We start from the raw sequence: 25,022 nt of genomic DNA, 5'->3' as shown, positions 1-25,022 counted from the left end.
AAACGTTCCCACAGGAGTGAAAGTGGGCGGCCTGCGCTAATATAATGGTTCTACAACTATTGTGACAGCTAACATTTTGAGCCTGTTACTCCAATAAACGAATTTTTCACATGAAAGTAATATCATAATGCAACCTCATGCTAGCGTTGTAGAATATCAAATTAGCGCAGGCGTCCACTTCGACTCCTTGGGGATTAGCATGATCTGAAGATCCACTTTGAAAAGTGTTTTTCTTTTCAAAGTTAGCTGAAGAGCATGCCCCCCGGAAAGTGAAGTGGGCAAGCCGTAGCGGTTGGTACGCTCATAGTTACTGTAAAAATTACCACATCATTTATTGCCTAGTATCTTCCTACTATGCATCAAAATCCAAATGATTCAATGTCTAATCGTTTGGATTTTTTTAATTATAGAATTCTTTTGACCCATCCTATTTTAATTTGTGGAATAATTATCTAGTTTAAGCTTTATATAAAAAGGGGTATATATCATTTGTGAGTACATTTAACTAGTATAGATAAATCTAGGGAGATAAAAACATGACTACGATACCAATGAATTACAACTATTTTATCGTTATCTTATCAATATTAATAGCCATTTTTGCATCATTTACTACAATTGAACTAATTGGAATTGCTAGAACATCTCTAAGAGTCAAAAAGAAGAACCTTATACTACTCGCAGCAATTACGATGGGCTTAGGTATATGGTCGATGCATTTCACAGGCATGATAGCTAGCGGCATCGGTGATTATAACCTTCGCATTAATTTAATTGCGACTATTTTGTCATTAGTTGTAGCAGTCGTTGGGTCTCTTATCGCATTTCGTATTGTACTTTGGAAGAAAAGCAATATATCTTTTATGAGCATTTCCAGTATATTAATGGGGCTAAGTATTGCCTCCATGCACTATATAGGTATGTACGCTGTTCATTATGATTTATATATGGAACACGATATCTCAATTGTCTTGCTGTCGATCTTGATTGCTATTAGTGGTGCATTTGCAGCAATATATGTTTTTAGCAAAGTACCCGATAAATATTTATATATTTATCAATTGCCAATCGCTATTATATTAGGATTAGCTATAAGTCTAATGCATTATGTCGCCATGGAATCTTACACGCTATACAATGTGCCACATCAACATACTACCATTTTTTATGATATTACTTTTTCGATTGATACCTCCGTGATGTTAAATACCTTAATTGTTGTATATTTGATTATCTTTATCATTACCATAGCAATCGCGTTGCGCAATAAACAATTGCAATATCAAATGTATGAGATGGCATTTCATGATCCTGTCACGAAACTACCAAATCGGTATTTATTAGAACATCATTTTCAACGCCTTATGCAAAAAAACACTACAAAGAAAGAGAAGTTTGCAATCTTTTTTTTAGATTTAGATGATTTTAAAATGGTTAATGATCAATATGGTCATGAGGTAGGTGATCGCTTATTACAAAAAATAGCTGAAATATTAACAGATACTTTGACCGATCGAGTACTTGTTTCAAGGCATGGTGGGGATGAATTTATTATTCTTTCTAAAAAAACGGATAAACAAATGGCAGAAAAGCTAGCAGAAAAAATTAGAAGTTCCTTCGATAAGCCTATTATAATCGACGGTAATATGATCGCCATAAGCTTTAGTGTAGGTATAAGTCTATACCCTGATAATGGCCTTGATATAGAAACTTTAATTAAACAGGCCGATCAAGCAATGTATATCGCTAAAGCAGAAGGTAAAAGTAAGTTTCAGCTTGCGAAAGGTTAAACACAGACTTACATTAGTGGGAGATTCAGACTCCCACTAATAGTTACATTTTCACTGAAACATTATCGGCAATATTCTACTACCTCTTGATACGATAGATCACCACCAAATATATCTAAGGCACTACCTATCGTAACATTCAGGTTACCTCTTGATAATTCTTTGAAATTTTCAAGGTCTTTCATCGAGCTTACTCCACCTGCATAGGTAGTAGGTATCGAAACAGCATCCGCTAAGATTTCTACTAGATTTTCTGCGATACCACCTCGCTTCCCTTCCACATCGGCAGCATGGACAAGAAACTCATCACAATAATTCTCTAAATCTTTTATAGTAGAAGGAGTAATTTCAATCTTACTAAATCTCGTCCATTTATCGGTTACTACATACCATTTTCCATCTTTTTGTTTACAACTTAAATCAATTACAAGCTTTTCCTTCCCGATCTTGTCCACTAATCGTTGTAAACGATCCATCTTTAACTCGCCATCATGGAAAATATAAGAGGTAACAATCACATGTGATGCACCAGCTGCAAGAAATTCTTCGGCATTTTCTGCATTTATACCACCGCCAACCTGTAACCCTTCAGGATAAGATTGTAAAGCTTTAATCGCTGCATCTTTATTACCCTCGCCTAACATGATGACATGACCACCCTTAAGCTTATCCTTTTTGAACATGTCAGCATAATAACTGCTATCATAAGTTGATACATAATTTTCAATTACTTCTTGATTTTCCTTATTTAATGTCGCACCCACAATTTGTTTGACTTTACCTTGATGCAAATCAATGCATGGCCTAAATTCCATGGTATCACTTACCTTTCTCTAGCTTTTATAGCCTTATTTTAGAATAGTTTTCAAAAAAAAGAAAGACGTCGTTTTATTGAAACAGACGTCTTTCTCCATGTCCTAATTTTTAGAATCCTCTTTGATATGGCACAGGTACGTCAATTGCATCACCTAACTCATGTGCAGCATGTATTGCCCAGTATGGGTCACGAAGCATACCACGACCGACTGCTATTAAATCGGCGTCTTGATTCCCAACGAGGGCATTTGCTAAATGGGCATCTTCTAAGCGACCTACAGCAATTACAGGTATTTGAAGTGCTTCACGCATCGCTCGCGCAAAAGGAATCATATAACCTGCATGGCTACCCGGATTCCGATTAGGAGAAATGGCACCTTCTCCACCAGCACTAATATGAAGCATGTCGACCCCTGCTTCTTTATATGCTTTTGCGATATCAATTCCCTCTTCCAAAACATATCCTTCTTCCACAAACTCCGTTGCAGAAATCCGCATAATCAATGGCATATCTTTGGGCATCTCACTTTTAGCAGCCTTGACCACTTCTTGACCAAAGCGCGTCAGTTCCGCGTATTCATCTTCACGTTTATTGGTATAATTGGAATGAAACTGATGAATTAAATAGCCATGTGCTCCGTGTAATTCAATCGCATCAAATCCAGCCTTGACGGCACGGCGAACCGCTAACCGGAATTTTTCGACCATTTCTTTTACTTCTTCCGTAGTCAACGCACGCGGTTCCTTATATTTATCACTAAAACGAATTGCTGAAGGAGCAACAGGTGTCTCTGCATCTTCCGCTTTGCGTCCTGCATGTGCAATTTGAATCGCTATTTTGGAACCATTCTCATGTACAGCATCCACGATTCGCTTGTAAACAGGAATCTGATCATCTGACCACAAGCCTAAGCAATTATTAGAAATACGTCCATCTGGTTCGACATTTGTCATCTCAACAATAATTAGACCGGTACCACCTACTGCTCTACTTACATAATGCGTATAATGCCAACCATTTGGAGTTCCGTCTTCCTTTGTAACAGAGTATTGACACATTGGAGGCATCACTACTCGATTTTTTAATTCAAGATTTTTTATTTGAAATGTACTGAATAATGTATTCATATTTAAAGGTATCCCCCTTATCTTTTTCAATTACCATAGACAAGTATACCAATAAATATAAAGTGAATCATGAAATTAGCTTTGTTTAAGCTTTTTCCTTTTTCCTCGCCAAAGCAAAAACTCTAAGGAAATCAAGCAAGTAATTAACCAAGCTAATCCTAGAGCCATACCAGCTAAAATATCTGTAAAGAAGTGAACACCTAACACTACTCTGCTAAAAGGTACGAGAAGAGCCAGTAATCCTAATAATGTGATCGAGAAAAATTTGATCCACTGACGAGATGGTTTTTTCCAAACCAAATATATCATAAAACCATAAAATGCAATAGCTCCTGTCGAATGTCCACTAGGAAAACTAAAGCCTGTTCCATCATATTGATCAATCAATTCAGGACGAGTACGTTCAAAAAATAACTTCAACACTTTCGTAAACGCACTAATACCAACCATATTAATGATAAAAAATAGAATATACCATTTACTTTTCTTAGTTAACAATAGATAGGCAATAACTACTAGTGATATGATCGTTAAAAATAAAACCGACCCTGCTTCAGTTATAAGCTCCATCATTTGATAAATAAAGTTACCTGACTCAAACCCCAAATTATCTTGAAAGAATTGATCCACCATAAACATTTCTTCTTCTAAGACGTCTTCAGCCAGTTCTAAAAATAACGCTGTTGTTGCAATAATCGTAATAAATCCTATTACTAAAGTAATAATTGCAGCTTTTGAAAGATCTTTTAATATCATATTTTATACTCACTCCTATTGATTATCTTCCCTATCTAATAGAAAATAAAACTTCTGTGGCAAAAGTGTGAAGAATTCCTTTCCATTGTTGTTTAAATGTAATAAAGTACTTTAACTGTTGTCCCCTCGGGGTCTTACAGTCTTTCATTCATTTTTACGATTTGCAATTACACCTATTCATATGTTTGAATGGACAAACAATGTTTTTTATTTGGAGGTAATAGAAATATGAAAAAAATAATAATGTTATTAATGATGATGATGACTTTAGCAGTTATTATGGTTGCTTGTGGCAATGATGATGCAGCTGAAGAAAATAATACGGAAGAGGATACTTCTTCTGAAGAAACTAGTGAAGAAACAAACGAAGAGACAGTGGCAACAGATGAAGAAGATACTGAAAGTGCTCAAGCTCAACAGAATGCAATAAGTGATGAAGAGGTTGTCGAAGAAGGACAAGCGGTAGCGACGATTAATGGAGAAGAAGTTTCAGCTGCCAAGTATAATCGTATATATCCAACAGTAAAAAATATGCTCCAACAATATGGCCAAGATGTAGAAGATACAGATGCAGTTAAAGACCAAGTTTTAAATGAGTTAATTACACAAGAGTTAATTTTACAAGATGCGAAAGAAGAGGGACTTGAAGTCGACACAGAAGAAGTCGAAAGTCAAATTACAGCTTTAAAAGAGCAATCTGGTGAAGACTTTGCTTCCATACTTGAGTCTGAGGGTTTTACCGAAGAATCTTATAAAAATCAACTAGAAAATGACTTAATGAGAAATCAGTATATGGAATCTGTCATAGGTATCACAGTAACAGATGAAGAAGTAGAAGAATATTACAATCAGTTAAAAGAACAATCAGATCAAGAGGTTCCACCACTTGAAGAAGCAGAAAGCACAATTAAGCAACAATTAACAACGCAAAAACAGCAGGAAAAGCAAGAAGAGATTAGTGCTAAAATTGAAGAACTAAGAGAAAATGCTGAAATCGAGAAATTAATATAAGTAAGAAGGAAATCCCCCTGACATATGGGGGATTTTTTATTTTCTCCAAATCAATAAGTTTATGACTAGTAAAACTAGACCGTGAATAATTAACCCGTATGGGAAAATATTTGCCACATAGTGAATGACACCAAATAATACGATAAGAGCCAACATACCCAGTGCCTCTCCTGCCTGCTTATTTTGAGCGATTTTAAAGGAGACTGAAAAAGGTAAGCTGTTTTTGAAAAATGTTTTGTAACAAATTCTCCCAAAAACAGAAGCAGATAACAGCAATCCAATTAAAAATGGAATAATTCTCTCAGAAAACATAACTAAAAATATCAGAGTAAGAATGAAATAGACGGGTATAAACAATTTTACAAAAAAAGCTTTTAATGTTGCCCGGTGACTAAGCCTAATATCTTCGATAGGTGCTGTCCGGTAAATCCATGCTCCTTTTTCAGTACTTGAATATTGAAGCATTTGTACACCTGCTGGAATCATTATAAAGCAAACATACATAGCGAAATACATATTCCCTTCCTGTATCTCTTCCATATTATGTAAAATCAAATCGTTAATAATAAAAATGAATGGGAACGCTAAAGCCATTGCAATGGAAGGATATACCTTTAATTTATAATCCCGTTCATTTCTTATCATACGACCAGCAAAATCAAAAAATATCTTTTCTTGTTTTTTTCGGACAAGCAAACGCGACCAAAGTTTCATCCACCAATCTTTCACTTCTTTATGTTTGCCTCCATTGGATAATAATTTCTCGAGATTACGTTCAAATGATGGAATGAGCTTCACATAAAGAGCAAGCGCAAGAAATGGAACAACTATACCTAGTGTCGCAAGAATAATATAGCTTTGATTAACCACTCCATTCATTGCCATTTCATAAATAGTACCATACCAAATCGGAGGCATAAAAATGTGCCACCATTCAAAAGTAAAGCTGATATCTAAGTTAACAAAGTTAAACGATCTGGCCACTAATTGATAACCAACAACCATAGAAATACTTAGCAGAATCTGTATGTAGTTTATAATATCTTTTAACTTTTCACCATCAAAAAATCGGAGAATCGTAATATATACAATCGCAGTTAAAATCAAAACCAGTATATTAATAAAGGTAAAGCTAATAAGACTTATTAAGAAAAAGATAATCCCATGCTTAAATAAACCAACAATTAAAGGAATCCCGACAAATGCAGCCGATAAAAACACTAAATAAATCGTAATATGAATCACTTTGGCTGCGTTAATTGTTTTCGAATCTACTGGTTTAGTGCTTAAAACCATCTTATCTCTAACATCTAACAACACACTCGAAAAATCAGAAATCATCGATGTCATCACGATAAACATAACGATCGAAAATAAAATACTCATTTGAAAAATAAATTCATCGCCAAATAGAAACGGAATTAGAATTAGTCCCATCAAAGCATAGATCCAAAGAGACTTAAGAAATTGATTACCTGATTGATCTTTTGCTTCATTAAAAATGGTTGGGACTCTTCTAGCATCCATCAATAGTTTAATATATAATATGTGTCGCATCATCTTATAATCGATATTTGCCTTTTGAAATATAAACTCAAATTTATCTAACACCTTTAAGGACTTAAAATCAGACATTGTGATCACCATTTCTAACAACGGAAACAAATTGATTAGCTATTTCCTGATGCTGATCAAAACCTGTTAATTGATTAAAGATTTCCTCTAGTGAACCTTCTTTGTTTTGCTGTTGAAGTTGTTCAAAACTACCATCTGCGACAATTTCACCATCTGTTAATAAAACAATCCGATTACTAATCTTCTCGACGACATCCATAATATGTGAAGAGTAAAAAATAGTTTTTCCTTGACTTGCCAACTGATCTAAAATTTCTTTCACGATCATCATACTATTGGCATCAAGGCCACTAAGAGGTTCATCTAGAAAAAGTAAATCAGGGTTATGTATAAGACTAGCGATAATCAATACTTTTTGGCGCATCCCTTTTGAAAAAGATGAGATTCTCGTATGTAACATATCTTCTAAATCAAATAACTGCATTAATTCGGTTGTTTTATAAGTTATTTCATCGTTTTTCATTCCATACAAGCCGCCAACAAATGATAAATATTCTAATGGTGTTAAGCTATCATAGATTTCTCCGTTTTCCGGTACATATCCAATTCTGCTTTTATAAGCTGCTCCACTTGTTTTAATATTATGACCGAATATTTCAATATTGCCATCGAATTCTGTAATGAGACCTAACATCATTTTTACTGTTGTGCTTTTGCCTGCTCCGTTTGGTCCAATATAACCAATAATTTGCCCTTTATACACTTCGAGATTAATAGAATCTAAGACTTGCGTTGCCCCATAGGACTTTGATACATCTCGGATGGAAAGTACGATTTCTTCAGATTGGGACATTATCATCACCTCCACTAACACCTTAACATATATTTACTTTTTATTCTTTATTTTCTAAAAAAATTAGACATTTCTGTTCTTATTAAGTTATTTCAAAAGCAAAAAGAGGTTAGGACATATATATATTATGTTTAACTAAAAACACAAAAAATGAAATATATAGTGTTACACAAAAGCAGGACAATATGACACTATTGTAGTGGTAATTATGAGATTTGAGAACTGCGTATCAACCGCTTCATCTTGTCGGCTTCCCTTTCCGCGGGGTTTTCTCCTCAGCTAACTTCTTAAGCAAAGGTCGCTTAAAAAGTGGATCTTCGGATAAAAACATCCCGCAGGAGTGGAAGCAGACGCCTGCGCTTTTTAATGCTCTACAACTAAAGTAAGAATAAAAATGTTGGCTTTAATTCATAACATATCGCTTACGAATTTATCTTTAGATTACTAATCTTAATTAATAAAATATGTTCATATCTGTAATAATCCAAAATGCTAGCATTTGCATTCTTTGTAGAGTTTCATTCAGCGTAGGCGGCCACTTCCACTCCTGTGGGATCGTTTTCCATGAAGATCCACTTTTCCATGCGGTTTTTGCTTGGAAAAGTTAGCTGAATGGAAAACCCCACGGAAAGGGAAGGTCGGGTAGATGGCAGGCGCGCGCATTCAATAAAACCACGTTTCCTGCAGCCCCCATACGATCCCGGACGGTCGGATTTCCCGAGTCCGGTTCTGACACTGGGTTTCTATCGCTATATAAGCCTTCCTTATGTATCCCAGGTTTAAATGCTGACACGCATGTTCACCCATTGATACATAAGTTTACTTATATGCTAGTCTTATGCCAATCATTCAACAGACTCTGTGTTCTGTTTATTCTTTGACACGGACGCCCAGTCGCCCAGAGGTCCTTCGCTCTACTCTGGTGTTACCTTTGTAGAAGCTTCATTCCATAAGCTTAGAAAGGCATTACCCTTTCCTCTTCGCTACTACGACCTCATGCGTCCATCCTAAATCCTCCTAACCATTTTCGCTTGTCACTTATATGGTTGGTCTTTGCTGGTTGTTGTCATCCCAGCTGGAAGTAGGACTTTCCCGTCGTTATCTCTGAAAATCTTTCTCTAGATGCCAGAACCCCTACTCCGGCTGCTTCTATGGTGCTCTTGACCGTTACTTCCCATAGAACATCGGCCTTCCCCATTGCCCAACCAGGTCGGCGCATCACAGACATCCCTTCAACAGCTTCTGAAGGGCGCTCGATTTCGGAGCTGCAGTATTCGTTAAAGCCTTCTAGCCTCTAGATTTGCTCGCCACTCTAGCTGTTCCGACCCATACTCTCTCTGCGTAAAGTTGAGCCGCAGTGACTTTTACTTCCAAGCAGAACGTGACTCGTTACCTCACCACGCATTGGATATACTAGTCATCCGAACCGGTCAATTGATGACAGGAGACTTTCACTCCATTAGATTCTCAGCCTTGACGGCTACTCCTGGGCAAGCAGAAGCGGTTACCACGCACATATACCCTTTCAAAATCACCACCAGAGTTATGCCGCATAATCCTTCTAATACGCATAAAAAATCCAAACGATTCGAAAATAGCTTTCGAGATCGTTTGGATTTCTCTAATTAAAGAATTCTTTTATCTCAATCTTCACTTTATTATTCTACGCCTTCTGTCCATTCTGCAACTTTATCTTGGTTATCTTCTATCCAAGCTTGTGCTGCTTCTACTGGATCTTCTTCATTTACAACAACTTCTACCATAACAGAGTTAATGTCTTCTTGCGTCCAGTTGAACTGGTCTAAGACTTTATATGCGTTTGGTAGATCTTCTTCTAAGCCTTGACGAACCATTGTTTCAATTGTTTCTGCTTCACCAAATCCACCATTTGGATCTTCTAAATATTTAAGGTCATATTGAGAGAATTTCCAGTGTGGTGACCAACCTGTTACAATGATTTCTTCTTCATTATCAATTGCTTCACCTAGTGCAGTTGTCATAGCTCCACTAGAAGATGTTTGTAAATCCCAATCACTTAAGTTATCATACTCTTCAATTGCCGCTTCTGTTGCAGCAGTTACACCAGCACCAGGCTCAATACCTGTAATCGTTTGATCTGCCTGACCTTCTAAATCTGCAATAGAATCAACATCCATATAAGATGGCACAACTAAACCAGTTTTTGCACCTTCTAGGTTAGGTCCTAATTCAACAACATCTTCGCCAAATTCAGAATATTGTGCTTCGTGAGTTAATGGTAACCATGCAGCTACCATACCATCAGCTTCTCCAGTTGCTACAGCTTCCCACATCGCTGCATTTTCGATTGATGTAAGAGTTACATCATATCCTAAATTTTTCAATACTTCACCAACAACATGTGTAGACGCGATTTCTGTATCCCAGTTCACATAAACTAGTTCAATTTCTTTTCCATCGCCTACTGCAGTTTCTTCTGTTGTTCCTTCGTCACTTCCTGTATCTTCTGTAGTGTCTTCATCATCTGAACCACCACAAGCAGCAAGTACTAATACTAAGGCTAATACAGCCATTAATCCTAAAGACTTCCATGTTTTTAACATGAATAGATCTCCCCTTTTCTATAAAATATATATTTAAACTTTCCAGTAATTCTGGAAAAGTTTATCACCTTATCCTTTGTTTAGGTTTTGTGATACACGATCAATAATAATCGCTAAAATTACAATGCCTAAACCGGCCACAAAACCTGGTCCCTCTTGCGAACGTTGTAGTGCGGTTAATACATCATTACCGAGACCTGGTGAACCAATCATCGATGCAATAACAACCATCGACAATGCAAGCATAACAGTTTGGTTTACTCCAGCCATAATCGTCTTGCGAGCCATTGGTAATTCAACCTTAAATAACTTTTGTGATCCTGTCGTACCAAATGCATCAGCTGCTTCTACTAACTCAGCAGAAACTTGTCTGATTCCGAGGTTCGTAAATCTTACGACAGGAGGTGTTGCAAATACTACGGATGCAAAAATACCTGGCACCATTCCGATACCGAAGAAAACAACGGCTGGAATTAAATAAACAAAGGCTGGCATTGTTTGCATAAAATCTAATATCGGCGTAATAATTGTCTGTGCCCATTTACTTTTTGACATCCATATACCAGCTGGAATACCAATAATAATCGATATTAAACTGGCAAAAACAACTAGTGTGAAAGTATACATTAATTGTTCCCAAAGCTCTTGATTGTAAACAAACCAAAGGCCTACGATTGAGAAAATCGATAAACCAAATTTCTTACCAGATACGAAAAAAGTAATAAGAGCAACGATAATAATAATCAATATTGGCGGCAGTTGACTTAACCATTCAGCAGTGTTTTCAACAAAATCACCAAAGTCTTCTTTGATCGGATCAAAAATAAATTCAAATGTGTTTTGAATATTCTCAACTGCTGTATTGACCCAATCAGCCAACGGAATTTTGGGTATAAAATCAAGCATCTTCCGTCACCCCATTTCCATTTGCTAGTGCTGCAATTACTGCTCCACGTACAATAATACCTTTTAACTTACCTTCTTCGACGACAGCTACTGGAACTGGTGCATCATGAATGATTTCAAAAATCTCATGAATTGGTGCATCACTTCCAACGATCGGCATATCAGTACGTAAGATGGTGTGCAAATCTTTTTCTTCTTTTTCTCTTGCTGCTTTTACATCTTCTGCGATCACATAGCCTTTTAATTGTTTAGAGCGATCAACTACATAAATGCTAGATAAGCCTTGCTCGCGGATACGTTCCAAGGCAACGCGAGGACCGTGCTTTTCGATATCCACCGTTTCAGGTCGTTTCATAATATGACTAGCAGTTAATACTTTAGATCGATCGACATCTTCGACAAAACGCTCGACATAATCGTTGGCAGGATTCACCAGGATTTCTTCTGGTGTACCTATTTGTACGATCGAACCATCTTTCATTAATGCAATACGATCACCAATTCTTAATGCTTCATCCAAATCATGGGTAATAAAAATGATTGTCTTCTGCATTTTTTCTTGTAGATCTAATAATTCATCTTGCATATCCTTTCTGATTAAAGGATCTAACGCAGAAAAAGCTTCATCCATTAAAAGTACTTCAGGATCATTTGCTAAGGCGCGGGCTAAACCAACACGTTGTTGCATCCCACCGGACAATTGATCTGGATACTGGTGAATAAAACTTCCCAATCCAACTAATTCTAAAGCTTCTTTTGCTTTCTTAGCTCGTTCTTCTTTATTGATCTTTTGTATTTCAAGACCAAATTCGGTATTTTCTAATACCGTACGAAATGGAAACAGTCCAAACTTTTGGAAAACCATACTCATTTTTTCGCGACGAACTTTTCTTAATGTTTCCTTTCCAACTTTCGCAAGGTTTTCTCCACCAACTTCTACGTCGCCTTCCGTTGGATCAATCAAACGGTTCAATAATCGCACAAGTGTAGATTTACCACTACCAGAGAGTCCCATAATCACAAAGACTTCTCCTTCTTCAACTTCAAAGCTGGCACGATTCACACCTACAGTACAGCCGGTCTTCTTTAATATTTCTTCTTTTGAATAACCCTCATCTAATAATGAGAGTGCTTCTTTTGTCTTTTTACCAAATACTTTTGATAAATTATTCACATTAATAACAGACATGAATTGATATCACCTCATTTTATTCGACTTTTTCCGCTGTTTTTTTGCATCACTTTTACCATGCTAAAGGTTTTACATATAAATTTCAAGCGTTACACACTGTTTTTTCTGTTTATTACGTTTATAAAGTTTAAACTTTACAAAATGAATTCCTTTCTTTTACCATATATGTAGTATTTCCATTGATTTTTAAATTATGTAGTGTAAAGTTATAAATAAGGTTTTTAAGGAGGTTGTCATGCTTGATGTCACATGAAGCAGATCAAATGAAACTAGAAAAAGTAAATAATAAAATCATTTCGGAATTCTCTAAAACATTAGAAATGTTTTCTTTAAATAAAACGGAAGCACAATTATTTGTCACCCTCTATTTGCATGAGACACCAATGACATTAGATCAAATGAAGGAATCTCTAGGTAAAAGTAAAACAGCAATGAGTTATGCAGTTCGGAGATTACAGGAATTTAATCTGGTCGAACGCGTCTGGCAAAAAGGGGTACGAAAAGATTTGTATGAGGCACGTGAGGATTTATATAAGAAATTCATGAAAACCTATGTCAATCGTTGGCTAGAGTCACTAAATCTTCAAATCAACAACTTAGCTGATATTCAAGACGATTTGGATAACCACCCTAATGAACATAAACAATTAATTGAACATAAAATCCATGAAGCAATATCGTTTCATCGCTCATTGGAAGAAGTATTTTCAAAAATAAAAAAAAATGATTTTCTATAAAATAGACGGAAGCATAAAGATGTTTCTTAGCTTCAAAAACGAATAATATGTATCGTTGAACAGTATCAGGATACTGTTCAATAAGTGATGTAGTGATTTTGAGATGATGTGTGTGCTTAGAAACCACTACGGCTTGTCCGCTTCTCTTTCCACGGTTTTTTCTCCTCAGCTAACTTTGGTAAGCAAAAACCGCTTGCCAAAGTGGATCTTCGGATAAAAACATCCCGTAGGAGTAGAAGCGGAGGCCTACGCTAATTTGATATGCTACAATGCTAGCATGAAGATGCATTATGTTATTTCTAACTAATGAAAAATTCACAGATTGGTGTAACAATTCAAAAAGCTACCTCTCACAAGCATTGTAAAAGATATATATAGCGGAGGCCGATTGCGAAGACTCCTGCGGGAACAGGGCGAGCTGAAGATCCACTTTTCAACATAAAATTTATTTTATGTTGAAAAATTAGCTGAAGCCGTCCCCGCGGAAAGCGAAGCAATCGGCCGGAGCGTCATGCTAGCACACTACTGTTTTTAAAATTACCACAATGATTATTGCGCAGCATTCCTAATACGCATGAAAAATCCAAACGATCAGATCGTTTGGATTTTCTAATTATAAGATTATATTGGCCTAGTCTCTCGTTTGTTACATCATTTCTTCAACGGAACCATCATCTTTATCGACAATATACCATCCTAATGTTGCCGTATGGCTTGTTTCACCATTAGAAACTAACTCATAAACTTGCACGACAAAATCGCCTTCCTCATTATTATGATCCATTACCACATTAATTTCAGAATTTTGTCCAATATTGAGGTGTTGGCGTACGATATCTTCTGCTCTCGCATCCGTTATCTCACCTTCATCACCACTATCACCTTCTGATGGTTCTTGGTCTTGTTCATCATTTTCATTTGTATCAGTATTTAATTCCTCGGATCTCACTTCTGATACAATCCAATCCTCACCTTCTAAAGTGATGACATACGTCATTCTAACATTTCCATTTAATTCACCTGAATTTTCCTGGACAATTTCATATTCTTCATCACTTACTTGTTCAAAGGAGTACTCTTGTTCTTGGTCAAACCAAACCGGTGCTTCTGTCGCTACCACATATAATTTTCCATTATCTTCTTCAAAGTAATGAGCAACAAAAGATTCAGCTAATACATCTGACATTATTGTTGTAAAATCTTCTTTTAATTCTTCTTTTGTTTCATATCCTTGCAGTGCACCTTCATTATCGCTATTTTCTACTACTTCCATAAAAGTATCACGGTAATCATTTAAAATGTCTATTGCTTCTGTTTCTGTTAGGGTAGTAGTTTGTTCGGCGTCTGCATCTGAATCTTCATTTACAGGTTCTTCATCTTCTACTTGCTCTTCTTGCTCATTGTCGACATCTTCTGTATTATTTTCCTCTGCATCATTTTCTGAGCAGGCCATCAAAAATAGTGAAAATAACATTAACATAATTACGAATAAACTTTTCTTTTTCATATTGACCATCCCCTATTATTAATCTTTTTTTGGGCATGCTTTCTTATTATATTTATACCCTTTACTTTATGATACCAAACTATTCCTCACACTCCTATAAGCCTTTATTACTATAATTTTACTTTCATGTTAAAATTAATATATATAATAATGCGAATTAAGGATACTATATATACAGTTTCAGAAGTCACTAGCTTTTCTTTATTGTTCGACTACTTTGTCTAAAAAGGATTGTAATTGTTCTTGGTATTTTTTTGGATGCAGGGCATACCCTTCACCATGTCCAGCATCATCGAATAACATGATATCTGTCACAGTACTAGTATTTTCATGTAATCGATTAGCCATTTCCGTTGGTACAAAAGTATCTGCCTTTCCATGAAAATAGAGAATAGGGACTTGTGCATTTTTAACTTGTTCAAGTGCTGAAGCCTCCCTGAAAGAATAGTTTGCTCTTAAATCTGCAATTAAACTAGTCGTAGGTAATATTGGTACTGCGGGCAAATGATACATGCGACTCATTTGATACTGAAATAATTGATAAACATCTGTATACGCACTATCCGCTACAATTGCTTTTACTTGATCAGGATGTGACTCTCCACTGGCCATTAACATTGTTGCTGCACCCATTGACAAACCATGCAATATGATTTCTGCATCTTCTCCAACTCTATCAATGATATTTTCGGTCCAATCTAGTACATCTAGACGGTCATGCCAGCCAAATCCAAAATAGTCACCCTCACTTTTCCCATGACCTCTCATATCATAGAAAAAAACATTGTAGCCCAACGTCTCATAATAATATTTTGCATATAGTCCCATATCTGTTCCTTTACCAAGATAACCATGCGTGAAAATTACTGTTTTATTCGTTGATTGCTTTGCTGGTAAATAAGAACCCGATAATCGTAAGTTATCAAACGTTCTCAGTTTCCATTCTTCAAAGTCTTGCTCTGTAACCCAACTTCTCCATTGCCCTTTTGTAAATACATCCATCGCTGTAGCAGAGACTTCTAGATCATTATTGTCTTGTAAAAAGGTTTTCTGTTCTCGTTTGATAGCTAGATTATAGAAATAATTACCTGCAACAATATCTATCATTAATAGAGTAACGATAGTCACTATTATTAATTTTAAGCGCTTACTTTTCTTCACCCAAAAATCCCCCTTTTTTTCGACATGTTATCTCTAGTATAACAATTGAAATGGCTGAAAAGGGGATTTATTTCCTGGAAAAGTTGGTGAATTCAGTCAATATTTTAGTCTTCTATATTAGATAAAATTTTATTTATTTTGGTAAAAGAAGCTTTTAAATCGTTTTTATCATCTTGTGATAATGAAGAAAATCGTTCTTGCATCTTATCATACAAGATTGCTTTATTTTTTTTGGAAAACTGTTGTCCTTCTACTGTCATTTTAATATAGGTAATGCGTCGGTCCTGATTATCTTTTATCTTATAAATATAGCCTTTTTCGACAAGTTTTTGAATTAATGGTGTTAAATTTGATTTATTAATACCTAATTTGTTTGCAATATCAGCCATCTGAATCGAATCGGCCTGCTCGACAATATGCAGGACATGGAAATGAGAAGGATGGAGCCCTTCACTTTTGACAGATGGTGTTGAATCGAAAATTTTTTTTGGTAGCAGTGGTAATACCGTTAACACTTGTTCTACCAACTCATTTGTGAGCATATCTTGATCTTTCATCTCATTCGCTCCTTGATTAAAATTGACTTTATATTTGATACAAAGGATAATAGTTATTATAACATAACTATTTAATTTGTAAGGAGGTTACATATTGGATTCTATCATTTCAGTCAAAAATTTAACAAAGACGTATAAAAAAGTAGATGCCGTTAAAGGAATTAGTTTCGATGTCGAAGAAGGAGAAATCTTTGGCTTCCTTGGACCAAATGGAGCTGGAAAAAGTACAACAATCAATATGATATGTACCATGTTAAAACCAACTGCAGGCGACATTATCATTAATGGGTTTGATGCCAATAAACAAAAAGACGATGTTCGTGGCAGTATCGGTATTATTTTTCAGGAAAATACGTTAGATGAGAAGCTTACTGCGAATGAAAATCTAAAACTACACTGCCGCTTTTATAATGTACCGAAAGAAAAGCGAAATCCACGGATACAAGAGGTATTAGAAATTGTCGATTTAGTCGACGAACAAAATCAACGTATTGAAGAATATTCTGGTGGAATGAAAAGACGTCTGGAAATTGCACGAGGTCTACTGCATTATCCAAAAGTACTCTTTTTAGACGAACCAACAGTAGGTCTTGACCCTAACACACGTGCCCATTTATGGGAATATATATTAAAACTAAAAGAAAAAGAAGGCATCACGATGTTTCTCACCACACATTATTTAGATGAAGCAGAAATCAGTGATCGTGTCGCCATTATGGATCAAGGGGAAATTATCGCAATTGATTCACCAAAAGCATTAAAAGACCAACTAGGTGGCGACATTATAGAATTGTCAACAGAAGATAATCAAACAGCCCTTGAAGAAATCAACGAAAAAATCGAAGGTGCAGAAGTAAAAGTAGAAGAGGATACCATTCATTTAAAAGTTGCCAGTAGTGATGCTTTTATTTCCTCATTTATTAAAACATTAGAAATTCCTATTACGAAATTAAATATACGAAAGCCGACATTAAATGATGTATTTTTAGCATTCACGGGTCGCAAAATTAAAGAATAAGGAGGTTTTGAAATGGAAGGTATTATCGCCATTTGGCAAAGAGATTTAAAGAAATTTTTTAGGGATCGCGCCCGATTATTTGGTTCATTTACGATGCCTATCTTATTTTTATTAATATTTGGTGGTGGTCTTAGCGGTACTATGGAAACGATGATGACGGGAAATTTGGGTGAAGATTCAGGAGACTTTAACTATGTAGAATTCATATTTCCCGGGATTGTAGCTATGACTCTATTAATGACTGCTATTTTTTCAGCGATGTCTGTCATTGAGGATAAAAATTTTGGCTATATGAAAGAAATGCTAGTCTCACCTATCTCGCGTGTTAGTATCGCAATTGGAAAAATGTTAGGTGCGGCAACGGTATCTACCATTCAAGGCGTTATTTTATTTCTTTTAATTCCATTCCTTGGGCTGTCCTATAGTATAACTTCGCTCCTCCTAGTTATTCCTTTTATGTTTTTACTTGGTGCAGCATTATCAGGTGTTGGTCTATTATTTGCTAGTATGATTAAGTCAACACAAGGGTTTCAATTAATTGTCCAGATTCTAGTGATGCCGATGATATTCTTATCGGGGGCACTATTTCCTATTAATAATATGCCTTTCTGGCTTGATATTGTCGTTAAGCTAAACCCTGTCACCTACGGGGTGGACGTCATGAAAAAAATAATGATTGATGTCGATAGTTTATCTGCAACAGTCAGGGAAACGATGGGACTTAATCTAACTGTATTTGGTCGACAGGTTTCTGTGTTTGAAGAAATAGTATTTATTTTAGGATTTGCCGTTTTATTTGTAGCGATTGCAACCGTTAGTTTTAAGCGGGCTCACGCCTAAGAATGTTTTCAAATGATGATAGAGCATAATTGGATTAACTAGACTATGCTCTATCATACAACTAGTCTTCATCTTTAAATAATTCATGTAAATATCGCTCTCGATTGTCAAGAAACGATTTTGTTATTTGATAATGGTCGGTATCCTCATAATTCACTTTATTTATCTCACCATTGTCGAAACTATTAATGTCTGAATCAGGATAACCCAATAAAATCGGTGAATGCGTCGCAATGATAAATTGACTATTCCCATCGGTGGATAAATCGTGTAAGACACGCAAAAAAGCGAGCTGTCGTTGTGGTGACAATGCTGCTTCTGGTTCGTCTAATAAGTAGATTGCCTTTTGATGAAAACGATGCTGAAATAACGATAAAAAGGACTCGCCATGTGATTGATGATGAAGCGATCTGCCACCATAGGCATGGCTTGCTCCCACTTCATCAATATGAGAAGCAAATTGGTAAAACGTTTCTGCTCGTAGAAAGAAACCATTTGTTACTTTTGGTAACCATGAAAGTTGAATATAGTCTGCTAGTGCTGACTCAGCAGCATCGACATGATAGGTATTATTTCGTCCCCCTCCTGCCGTGTTAAAACCTGCTTTATCCGCAATAGCTTCAAGTAAAGTTGATTTACCCGAACCATTTTCTCCTACAAAAAAAGTGATATTACTAGTTATGTCTAGTTGATTGAAATGTTTTATGGCTGGTATAGAAAAGGGATAAGTTTGATAGGATGGGATCGTTTCTTGTTGAAGGGTAATTCGTTTTAAAAACATCTATTCGCCTTCCTTTAATTAATGTGGTTCGTTTATAACATATAAACTTTTTTCCCACGATCGTTTTTTATTCGAAATATTTTTCTACATATTGTTGTTCTTCTTCCTCTGTTAAAAGTCTTGACGCTCGACCTATCGTTCCATTTTGTCGTTCCCAAATATAATTGTGGACTTCGACTGCATTACTAAAGTTACCAGTTTGCCAAGCTGTTAATGCCTGCATATAAAAATCGCGATGAGTAAATGTGGAATCTTTGGCAATGTTAAGCATCAAATCGATACGGTCTTGCGTTATTTCAACAGCTCCCCATTTTTCTTCGGCGTGAATCTTCTGGTGGGTCATTTTATGGAGAGTGTTCATGAAGGAATTTTCGCTTAGAATTTTTTCTTCATCTACTTCTTGTACTTCTTCTTGTATGCTTTCTTGATCCTGTTGTTTGGATTCTTTATCTGCTACAGACTCTGTTACTTCCTTTTCATTCGTCTCATCTTGACTAGCTTCGTCCGCACTATTTTCCGACACCAATGCAAATATAATAAAAATAGCGAAACCAATAACTGCAATTCCTAACCCAAGAGCAACAATCCATCCTATAATGCCTAACATTTTATTTTTCATGTCACAACCTCCACCACTTGATCTATGTATAGGTTACCAAATATTGTGAATAGTGGAAAGTGAAAGATATTTTTAAAACCTTTTTTGTTTACGTTTACAAACCATCTATTTAGTGGTAATTAATAGATATAACATATTTAAAAGGAGTGGGATAATGCGTTCACAAATACCTGAAGTGACATTACATGATGGATTGAAAATTCCTAGTATTGGTCTAGGTACAGCAAAACTGAAAGGTAGTGATGGGGTTACTGCTATCACTAGTGCAATTGATAATGGTTATCGTCTAATAGATTCCGCCTATAATTATGAAAACGAAGGGACAGTTGGTGAAGCTGTCAGAAAAACGACCGTGCCTAGAGAAGCATTACGCATTACGTCAAAATTGCCTGGTCGATACCATAGTTATAGCGATGCTGTAACGACAATACAAGAATCTTTATATCGAGCAAATCTAGACTATTATGATTTATATATTATCCATTGGCCAAACCCAATTCAAGGAAAATATATAGAAGCATGGCAAGCATTAATCGATGCAAAAAAATGGGGATTGATTCGCTCAATTGGAGTGAGTAACTTCTTACCAGAGCATTTAGAGCGCTTGAAGAATGAAACTGGTGTACTACCAACAATTAATCAAATTGAACTCCATCCTTTTTTCAATCAAGAAGAGCAAAGAGAATGGCATGAAAAACATGGAGTCATAACAGAATCTTGGAGTCCATTGTCCCGCGGTAGTGACGTGTTTGAGAATGAAACAATTCAAGCTATCGCCAATAAATATAACAAAACAATTCCACAAGTCATCTTACGTTGGCATTATCAACTCGGTGCTGTCAGTATCCCTAAATCATCTTCACCTTCACGCCAATTAGAAAATATTTCTATCTTTGATTTTGCTTTAGATTATGAAGATATGGATTCACTTGCTCAACTAACTCGACCTGACGGCAGAATGAATGATCAAAACCCAGCAGTGTACGAGGAATTTTAAGAAGATAAGTGTGACGCTAAAGTCTTATTTTAGCGTCACCTTTTTTTAATATTATTCTTCTATAACCTTATATATCTATCACAATAGACTTTTCAATTCTCTTGATTTTGCCGAAATTATTGTTTATCGGACAAAAGGGGTGCTCCTCTTCCTTTGTTTTCTCCGATATATTCGTTTATCGGACAAAAGAAGCACTCTTCTCACCCTGTTTTGTCCGATATATCCGTTTATCAGACAAAAGAAGCGCTCTTCTCACCCTGTTTTGTCCGATATATCCATTTATCGGACAAAAGGGGCGCTCTTTCCCTCTTGATTTGTCCGATATATTTGTTTTTACAATGCTAGCTTTTATATTTTTCTTCTGACTGTGACGAACTTTGACTGTTATGTTTTTTCTTATTGTTCTTTTCTTCGATTTCTAAATCTTTTAAAGGGATATCGTCGACAAGTTGTTGTTCTTTAAATTTATACAAATCCGGGCGTTTCTCATCATGCACACTTTTGCGTTGGTTATCTACCTTCTCTTTATTTTTTACCTCTTCCCTTTCTCTTTTATTACTCATTTTAACTTTCCTCCTTTGAAGTATGACGCACATTACTAATAGATATTCTGCTTTTTGGTAATGCCGGAATCTCATTTATACTATAGTTAAAGTTTTGAGCGGGAAAATCAAATTGAATACCATGAACAAAATAATCTAAGGTTACTTTTAGAATATCAATGGTTATCCATTCGCCTGCACAACGGTGACCAATATCAAATTCACCACCCCCTTGAGGAATAAAATCAAATGGTGAGCCATGCCAACTCTCAAAACGATTTGGATAAAATTGATTAGGATTCTTCCAAATAGATGGATCATGATTGGTGCCATATAAATCTAATAAGGTCAACCTTCCTTCTTTAAAGGTATAATCATTCCAAATAAAATCCCTTTTTACTCTAGCAGATGTAAAAGGAAAGAAAGGATAGTACCTTCTAACTTCTTGAATAAATTGTTTTACTTTTTCCTCGTCTTTTAGTTTCCTAATTTCATCTGGAAAGTCATGAAGTGCCAGGACTGTGAAATCTACGTATACAGAAATCGCAACAATAGGACGTAATAAGTTCAACAATTCCACTGCTACGATTCCAGAATCCAACAAATTCCCTTGAGAATCACGGTGCCACGAGAATTGATAAACTGCCCTTTCCTCTTCAACATCTATTCGCTGATCACGAACGTTTTCAACTAATTTTTTTAACCAACCTTCTGCTTTTGCGCGCGATCTTCTAGCTTTCCAATGTTTCGGTCCTATATCGGCAGCATTCTCAAATAAGTCACTTAATTCATCCACCCATTTTTCTGCTTGAGACTGTTCTAACGGTATGCCCGTCCAACGGAGAGCAACATGTGTCAACACTCGCTTTGCCGCCTCATAAACGTTAACTTCTTTTTGAATCATTCCTGAGAATTCTTCGTTCCATTCTTCATAAGTAAAAGCTTTTATTTCTTGTAATCTTTCTTTTGTCATCAATGACATAAACATTGCCTTTCGATGATGATGTTCACTTCCGTCTAATCCTTGAACACCACCTTCGCCAAACAGTGTTTTTTGAATTCTTCCAGGTGCTGCATCTTTTCTTATAAATTTTTCATTATCATAAAACAACTTTGCTTGTTCCTCACCGGTTAAGCAAATCACTTTTTCACCTAATAGTCTTGTTTCAAAAATGCGTGAATCGAATTTATCGGATCGATTCATAATGAAATGATATCCTTCTTTAAGCACTTGAAGCGTATGATCTAAACCTTTATCTTGAGGTATATTATTTTTTGACATGATCACTACTCCCATAATCGTTCAGTTGTCATTATTTTTCCCTTGTAAATCAACATATAAACACCTGTATTTTAGAAAATACTAAAAAACGCATAACGATTATAGGGTATCTAATCGTTATGCGTATAGCAGAAAATGTAATCTTCACATTAGTTCATATATCGATATTCCATCAAACTTTTCAGCATATCTATTTCCTCTAATAGTTCTTTGCCGACATTCGTTTCCAACACTTTTTTTCTTTCTAATTCTTTATCTACTACTCTTTTCACCGACAAAACATCTGTACCGTTCAATAATACATCTTCTTTCGATTTAAATTGTTGATGGGCAACAAGCTGCATTCCGTATGAATTATACAATAATGTGTACCCTGCAATACCTGTAGTTGATTGGTATGCTTTAGAAAATCCACCATCAATCACAATCATTTTGGCATCTGCTTTAATCGGATTTTCCCCATCAATTTCTTTTACCGGCGTATGACCGTTAATAATATGACCTTGATCTGGGTCAAGATCGAATTCTTCCAAAATATTACGGCACGTTTCTTCATTTTCTCTTAAATAATAGTAAGGATTTTTTTTCTCTTTATGTGTGGCCTTATCCTTTATAAAGTATCTCTCAAAGGTTGTCATCGCCCTTTTGCCAAACAGGGACGAATATTCCCCCGTCCACAAATACCATGCCATATCTGTTGCAAGGTCATCTGTTATCTCGCGATGGGAGAAGGCATAGCGTAAATATTGTTCGAATACATCTAATAAATCACGTCCTGCATAGGTTTTTCCTTCTATTTTCATTTGTTCCATATTACCTTGATCATCTATTGGTATACAGCCATGAATTAATAAATTACCGTTGTATTTTAAATAGAGACTGCCTTTTTTCATTAAAAACTTCATATGTCTCGCTAGTTTTTCAGAATTTTGAACAGAAAACAGTAATTTATTGATCACTTGTTCTTCTTCTTTTAAAAGTTGATCAGGTTGTTCTGGATTAATAGTGGCAAAACAAGTATTGTCCAATGGATATGTTTTTCCATATATCGTAATTTCATTTTTTTCATAATCTACTTTTTCAAGTAGCAATCGTTCTGACATATTAAAATAAGGACGTCTTTTAATGATTGGGCTTTCTAATTTAAATTGGATCATGGCAATTGCTTGGTGTATTTTTGTTATTTGCGATTGTTCTTCGGTTAAAGGCTTATCCGAATGAATTTTTGGTCTGAAAGCTGGATTATCGTCGTAATATTTCTCAGCTAAATTGAGAAGTGGACGAAGGTTTATCCCATAGACATCTTCAATAATATCTAAATTATCGTAACGTGCACAGATTCGGATAATATTAGCGAGACAAACCTTTGACCCAGCAAAAGCACCAATCCATAATACATCATGATTTCCCCACTGAATATCAAGTGAATGATAGTTAATTAACGTATCCATAATTTTATCAGGTTCTGGCCCACGGTCATATATATCTCCGACAACATGGAGATGGTCGACCACTAATTGTTGTGTTGTATAAGCAAGACCTGTTATTAGTTTATCAGCTTGACCAAGTGAAATAATTTCCTGGGTAATTTTTTGATAATATGGTTTTTTATTTGTGTATTCATCTGTCTTATATAATAATTCTTCGACAACATAAACGAATTGCGTTGGTAAGGCTTTGCGCAACTTAGAACGAGTATATTTTGAAGAAGCATAGGATATAAGCTGAATCATTTGTTCGATTTTTTCTTTATACCATTTATTCAGCTCTTCTTTATGATCAAAATTACTTTTAATTAATTTTAACTTATCTTCTGGATAGTAAACTAATGCAGCAAAATCATTAATTTCTGTTTCTGACAACTCTGCTTTAAAAATATCTCTTATTTTTTCCTTAACTTTCCCTGATCCGTTCCGTAATACATGTTGAAATGCTTGATACTCCCCATGTAAATCACTAACAAAATGCTCCGTACCTTTTGGAAGATTTAAAATGGCTTCTAAATTAATAATTTCCGTTACCACTTTCTCTTCACAATCAAAATTCTGCGCTAATAAGTCTAAAAATTTTGTATTCACCGCGGAGGAGACCCCTTTCTGTACTATTTCTATAATATATTATACATTATTTATATAAATAATACAGCATTAAACATATATAATGTCATTATTTCATTATATATGTTGTGTTATTAAGAGGAATCGGGAAAGCCCATCCTGTCTTTTTAGTAGTAATTTTGAAATGGATAATAGATTTAAAACCCGCTTCGGCTTGCCCACTTCCACTCCTGTGGCATCTGTTTTCCCTGAAGATCCACTTTTTAGAGCGGTTTGTGCTCGAAAAAGTTAGCTGAAGGGAAAACGCCGCGGAAA

General features: G+C 35.6%; 22 protein-coding genes. 6 read left to right on the top strand and 16 right to left on the bottom strand.

Annotation, left to right across the window (positions count from 1 at the left end):
* The first annotated feature begins 536 nt into the window (after nt 1-536).
* A complete protein-coding gene (locus BN3107_RS04655) occupies nt 537-1,790 on the top strand; it encodes a diguanylate cyclase domain-containing protein (protein ID WP_058306464.1) in 1,254 nt (417 codons plus the stop codon).
* 62 nt (nt 1,791-1,852) lie between these two features.
* Here BN3107_RS04655 and hisA read toward each other — a convergent pair whose 3' ends face one another.
* From hisA to BN3107_RS04640, 3 genes are all read right to left on the bottom strand, one after another.
* The gene (hisA, locus tag BN3107_RS04650) at nt 1,853-2,605 is read right to left on the bottom strand and encodes a phosphoribosylformimino-5-aminoimidazole carboxamide ribotide isomerase (protein ID WP_058306463.1); all 753 of its coding nucleotides are present in this window, start codon (nt 2,603-2,605) and stop codon (nt 1,853-1,855) included.
* 109 nt (nt 2,606-2,714) lie between these two features.
* A complete protein-coding gene (locus BN3107_RS04645; RefSeq protein WP_058306462.1) occupies nt 2,715-3,734 on the bottom strand; it encodes an NADH:flavin oxidoreductase/NADH oxidase in 1,020 nt (339 codons plus the stop codon).
* Nucleotides 3,735-3,809: 75 nt separating this feature from the next.
* On the bottom strand, nt 3,810-4,490 hold the full coding sequence (locus BN3107_RS04640) for a phosphatase PAP2 family protein (protein WP_058306461.1): 681 nt from the start codon (nt 4,488-4,490) through the stop codon (nt 3,810-3,812).
* A gap of 228 nt (nt 4,491-4,718) precedes the next feature.
* Here BN3107_RS04640 and BN3107_RS04635 point away from each other — a divergent pair, with 228 nt between their 5' ends.
* Nucleotides 4,719-5,501: a SurA N-terminal domain-containing protein gene (locus BN3107_RS04635; protein ID WP_058306460.1), complete on the top strand. Its 783-nt coding sequence runs from the start codon at nt 4,719-4,721 to the stop codon at nt 5,499-5,501.
* A 36-nt stretch (nt 5,502-5,537) separates the two neighbouring features.
* Here BN3107_RS04635 and BN3107_RS04630 read toward each other — a convergent pair whose 3' ends face one another.
* The 5 genes from BN3107_RS04630 to BN3107_RS04610 all read right to left on the bottom strand — a co-directional run bounded on the left by BN3107_RS04630 (nt 5,538) and on the right by BN3107_RS04610 (nt 12,606).
* Nucleotides 5,538-7,136, bottom strand: coding sequence for a hypothetical protein (locus BN3107_RS04630; protein WP_058306459.1), 1,599 nt, complete (start codon nt 7,134-7,136; stop codon nt 5,538-5,540).
* Nucleotides 7,129-7,929: an ABC transporter ATP-binding protein gene (locus BN3107_RS04625; protein WP_058306458.1), complete on the bottom strand. Its 801-nt coding sequence runs from the start codon at nt 7,927-7,929 to the stop codon at nt 7,129-7,131. Before BN3107_RS04625 ends, BN3107_RS04630 begins: the two co-directional genes overlap by 8 nt.
* Nucleotides 7,930-9,587: 1,658 nt before the next feature.
* A complete protein-coding gene (locus BN3107_RS04620; protein ID WP_058306457.1) occupies nt 9,588-10,511 on the bottom strand; it encodes a glycine betaine ABC transporter substrate-binding protein in 924 nt (307 codons plus the stop codon).
* Nucleotides 10,512-10,580: 69 nt separating this feature from the next.
* Nucleotides 10,581-11,417 (bottom strand): ABC transporter permease, encoded by an 837-nt coding sequence (locus tag BN3107_RS04615; RefSeq protein WP_058306456.1) that lies wholly within the window; start codon nt 11,415-11,417, stop codon nt 10,581-10,583.
* Nucleotides 11,410-12,606: a quaternary amine ABC transporter ATP-binding protein gene (locus tag BN3107_RS04610; protein ID WP_058306455.1), complete on the bottom strand. Its 1,197-nt coding sequence runs from the start codon at nt 12,604-12,606 to the stop codon at nt 11,410-11,412. The genes BN3107_RS04615 and BN3107_RS04610 overlap by 8 nt, the downstream gene beginning before the upstream one ends.
* Before the next feature lie 245 nt (nt 12,607-12,851).
* On the opposite strand from BN3107_RS04610, the gene BN3107_RS04605 reads away from it, so the two are divergent.
* Nucleotides 12,852-13,346, top strand: a complete 495-nt coding sequence (locus BN3107_RS04605; protein ID WP_058306454.1) for a GbsR/MarR family transcriptional regulator — start codon at nt 12,852-12,854, stop codon at nt 13,344-13,346.
* A 646-nt stretch (nt 13,347-13,992) separates the two neighbouring features.
* On the opposite strand, the gene BN3107_RS04600 is transcribed toward BN3107_RS04605, so the two are convergent.
* The 3 genes from BN3107_RS04600 to BN3107_RS04590 form a co-directional block, all read right to left on the bottom strand.
* Nucleotides 13,993-14,853, bottom strand: coding sequence for a hypothetical protein (locus BN3107_RS04600; RefSeq protein ID WP_058306453.1), 861 nt, complete (start codon nt 14,851-14,853; stop codon nt 13,993-13,995).
* Nucleotides 14,854-15,054: 201 nt separating this feature from the next.
* Nucleotides 15,055-16,014 (bottom strand): alpha/beta hydrolase, encoded by a 960-nt coding sequence (locus BN3107_RS04595; RefSeq protein ID WP_058306452.1) that lies wholly within the window; start codon nt 16,012-16,014, stop codon nt 15,055-15,057.
* A gap of 104 nt (nt 16,015-16,118) precedes the next feature.
* Nucleotides 16,119-16,571: a MarR family winged helix-turn-helix transcriptional regulator gene (locus BN3107_RS04590; RefSeq protein WP_058306451.1), complete on the bottom strand. Its 453-nt coding sequence runs from the start codon at nt 16,569-16,571 to the stop codon at nt 16,119-16,121.
* Nucleotides 16,572-16,665: 94 nt separating this feature from the next.
* On the opposite strand from BN3107_RS04590, the gene BN3107_RS04585 reads away from it, so the two are divergent.
* Both BN3107_RS04585 and BN3107_RS04580 read left to right on the top strand, forming a co-directional pair.
* The gene (locus tag BN3107_RS04585; RefSeq protein WP_058306450.1) at nt 16,666-17,589 is read left to right on the top strand and encodes an ATP-binding cassette domain-containing protein; all 924 of its coding nucleotides are present in this window, start codon (nt 16,666-16,668) and stop codon (nt 17,587-17,589) included.
* A gap of 12 nt (nt 17,590-17,601) precedes the next feature.
* Complete coding sequence (locus BN3107_RS04580) at nt 17,602-18,429, top strand: ABC transporter permease (protein ID WP_058306449.1); 828 nt, start codon at nt 17,602-17,604, stop codon at nt 18,427-18,429.
* Nucleotides 18,430-18,490: 61 nt separating this feature from the next.
* On the opposite strand, the gene BN3107_RS04575 is transcribed toward BN3107_RS04580, so the two are convergent.
* Together BN3107_RS04575 and BN3107_RS04570 are read right to left on the bottom strand one after the other, a co-directional pair.
* Entirely contained in the window at nt 18,491-19,210 is a 720-nt protein-coding gene (locus tag BN3107_RS04575) for an AAA family ATPase (protein ID WP_058306448.1), read from the bottom strand.
* 67 nt (nt 19,211-19,277) lie between these two features.
* Nucleotides 19,278-19,829 (bottom strand): DUF6241 domain-containing protein, encoded by a 552-nt coding sequence (locus BN3107_RS04570; protein WP_058306447.1) that lies wholly within the window; start codon nt 19,827-19,829, stop codon nt 19,278-19,280.
* 154 nt (nt 19,830-19,983) lie between these two features.
* On the opposite strand from BN3107_RS04570, the gene BN3107_RS04565 reads away from it, so the two are divergent.
* Nucleotides 19,984-20,826, top strand: a complete 843-nt coding sequence (locus BN3107_RS04565) for an aldo/keto reductase (RefSeq protein WP_058306446.1) — start codon at nt 19,984-19,986, stop codon at nt 20,824-20,826.
* A gap of 341 nt (nt 20,827-21,167) precedes the next feature.
* On the opposite strand, the gene BN3107_RS04560 is transcribed toward BN3107_RS04565, so the two are convergent.
* The 3 genes from BN3107_RS04560 to fbp form a co-directional block, all read right to left on the bottom strand.
* A complete protein-coding gene (locus BN3107_RS04560) occupies nt 21,168-21,389 on the bottom strand; it encodes a hypothetical protein (RefSeq protein ID WP_058306445.1) in 222 nt (73 codons plus the stop codon).
* Between the two features lies 1 nt (nt 21,390).
* Complete coding sequence (locus BN3107_RS04555; protein WP_058306444.1) at nt 21,391-22,650, bottom strand: cytochrome P450; 1,260 nt, start codon at nt 22,648-22,650, stop codon at nt 21,391-21,393.
* 149 nt (nt 22,651-22,799) lie between these two features.
* Nucleotides 22,800-24,728 (bottom strand): fructose-1,6-bisphosphatase, encoded by a 1,929-nt coding sequence (gene fbp, locus BN3107_RS04550; RefSeq protein WP_058306443.1) that lies wholly within the window; start codon nt 24,726-24,728, stop codon nt 22,800-22,802.
* Between the last annotated feature and the right edge of the window lie 294 nt (nt 24,729-25,022).

The sequence above is a fragment of the Gracilibacillus massiliensis genome, from assembly GCF_001458115.1.
GTDB classification, from domain to species: Bacteria; Bacillota; Bacilli; order Bacillales; family Amphibacillaceae; genus Gracilibacillus; species Gracilibacillus massiliensis.
This window is presented reverse-complemented; position numbering and strand designations above follow the sequence as displayed.

What these genes read in the sequence shown, in the direction of transcription:
- BN3107_RS04600 (WP_058306453.1), bottom strand. Translation starts at nt 14,853, where the DNA reads ATGAAAAAGAAAAGTTTATTCGTAATTATGTTAATGTTATTTTCACTA.
- BN3107_RS04635 (WP_058306460.1), top strand. Translation starts at nt 4,719, where the DNA reads ATGAAAAAAATAATAATGTTATTAATGATGATGATGACTTTAGCAGTT.
- BN3107_RS04615 (WP_058306456.1), bottom strand. Translation starts at nt 11,417, where the DNA reads ATGCTTGATTTTATACCCAAAATTCCGTTGGCTGATTGGGTCAATACA.
- BN3107_RS04555 (WP_058306444.1), bottom strand. Translation starts at nt 22,650, where the DNA reads ATGTCAAAAAATAATATACCTCAAGATAAAGGTTTAGATCATACGCTT.
- hisA (WP_058306463.1), bottom strand. Translation starts at nt 2,605, where the DNA reads ATGGAATTTAGGCCATGCATTGATTTGCATCAAGGTAAAGTCAAACAA.
- BN3107_RS04620 (WP_058306457.1), bottom strand. Translation starts at nt 10,511, where the DNA reads ATGTTAAAAACATGGAAGTCTTTAGGATTAATGGCTGTATTAGCCTTA.
- BN3107_RS04655 (WP_058306464.1), top strand. Translation starts at nt 537, where the DNA reads ATGACTACGATACCAATGAATTACAACTATTTTATCGTTATCTTATCA.
- BN3107_RS04625 (WP_058306458.1), bottom strand. Translation starts at nt 7,929, where the DNA reads ATGTCCCAATCTGAAGAAATCGTACTTTCCATCCGAGATGTATCAAAG.
- BN3107_RS04605 (WP_058306454.1), top strand. Translation starts at nt 12,852, where the DNA reads ATGTCACATGAAGCAGATCAAATGAAACTAGAAAAAGTAAATAATAAA.
- BN3107_RS04575 (WP_058306448.1), bottom strand. Translation starts at nt 19,210, where the DNA reads ATGTTTTTAAAACGAATTACCCTTCAACAAGAAACGATCCCATCCTAT.
- BN3107_RS04565 (WP_058306446.1), top strand. Translation starts at nt 19,984, where the DNA reads ATGCGTTCACAAATACCTGAAGTGACATTACATGATGGATTGAAAATT.
- BN3107_RS04645 (WP_058306462.1), bottom strand. Translation starts at nt 3,734, where the DNA reads ATGAATACATTATTCAGTACATTTCAAATAAAAAATCTTGAATTAAAA.
- BN3107_RS04640 (WP_058306461.1), bottom strand. Translation starts at nt 4,490, where the DNA reads ATGATATTAAAAGATCTTTCAAAAGCTGCAATTATTACTTTAGTAATA.
- BN3107_RS04570 (WP_058306447.1), bottom strand. Translation starts at nt 19,829, where the DNA reads ATGAAAAATAAAATGTTAGGCATTATAGGATGGATTGTTGCTCTTGGG.
- BN3107_RS04560 (WP_058306445.1), bottom strand. Translation starts at nt 21,389, where the DNA reads ATGAGTAATAAAAGAGAAAGGGAAGAGGTAAAAAATAAAGAGAAGGTA.
- BN3107_RS04590 (WP_058306451.1), bottom strand. Translation starts at nt 16,571, where the DNA reads ATGAAAGATCAAGATATGCTCACAAATGAGTTGGTAGAACAAGTGTTA.
- BN3107_RS04610 (WP_058306455.1), bottom strand. Translation starts at nt 12,606, where the DNA reads ATGTCTGTTATTAATGTGAATAATTTATCAAAAGTATTTGGTAAAAAG.
- BN3107_RS04630 (WP_058306459.1), bottom strand. Translation starts at nt 7,136, where the DNA reads ATGTCTGATTTTAAGTCCTTAAAGGTGTTAGATAAATTTGAGTTTATA.
- BN3107_RS04580 (WP_058306449.1), top strand. Translation starts at nt 17,602, where the DNA reads ATGGAAGGTATTATCGCCATTTGGCAAAGAGATTTAAAGAAATTTTTT.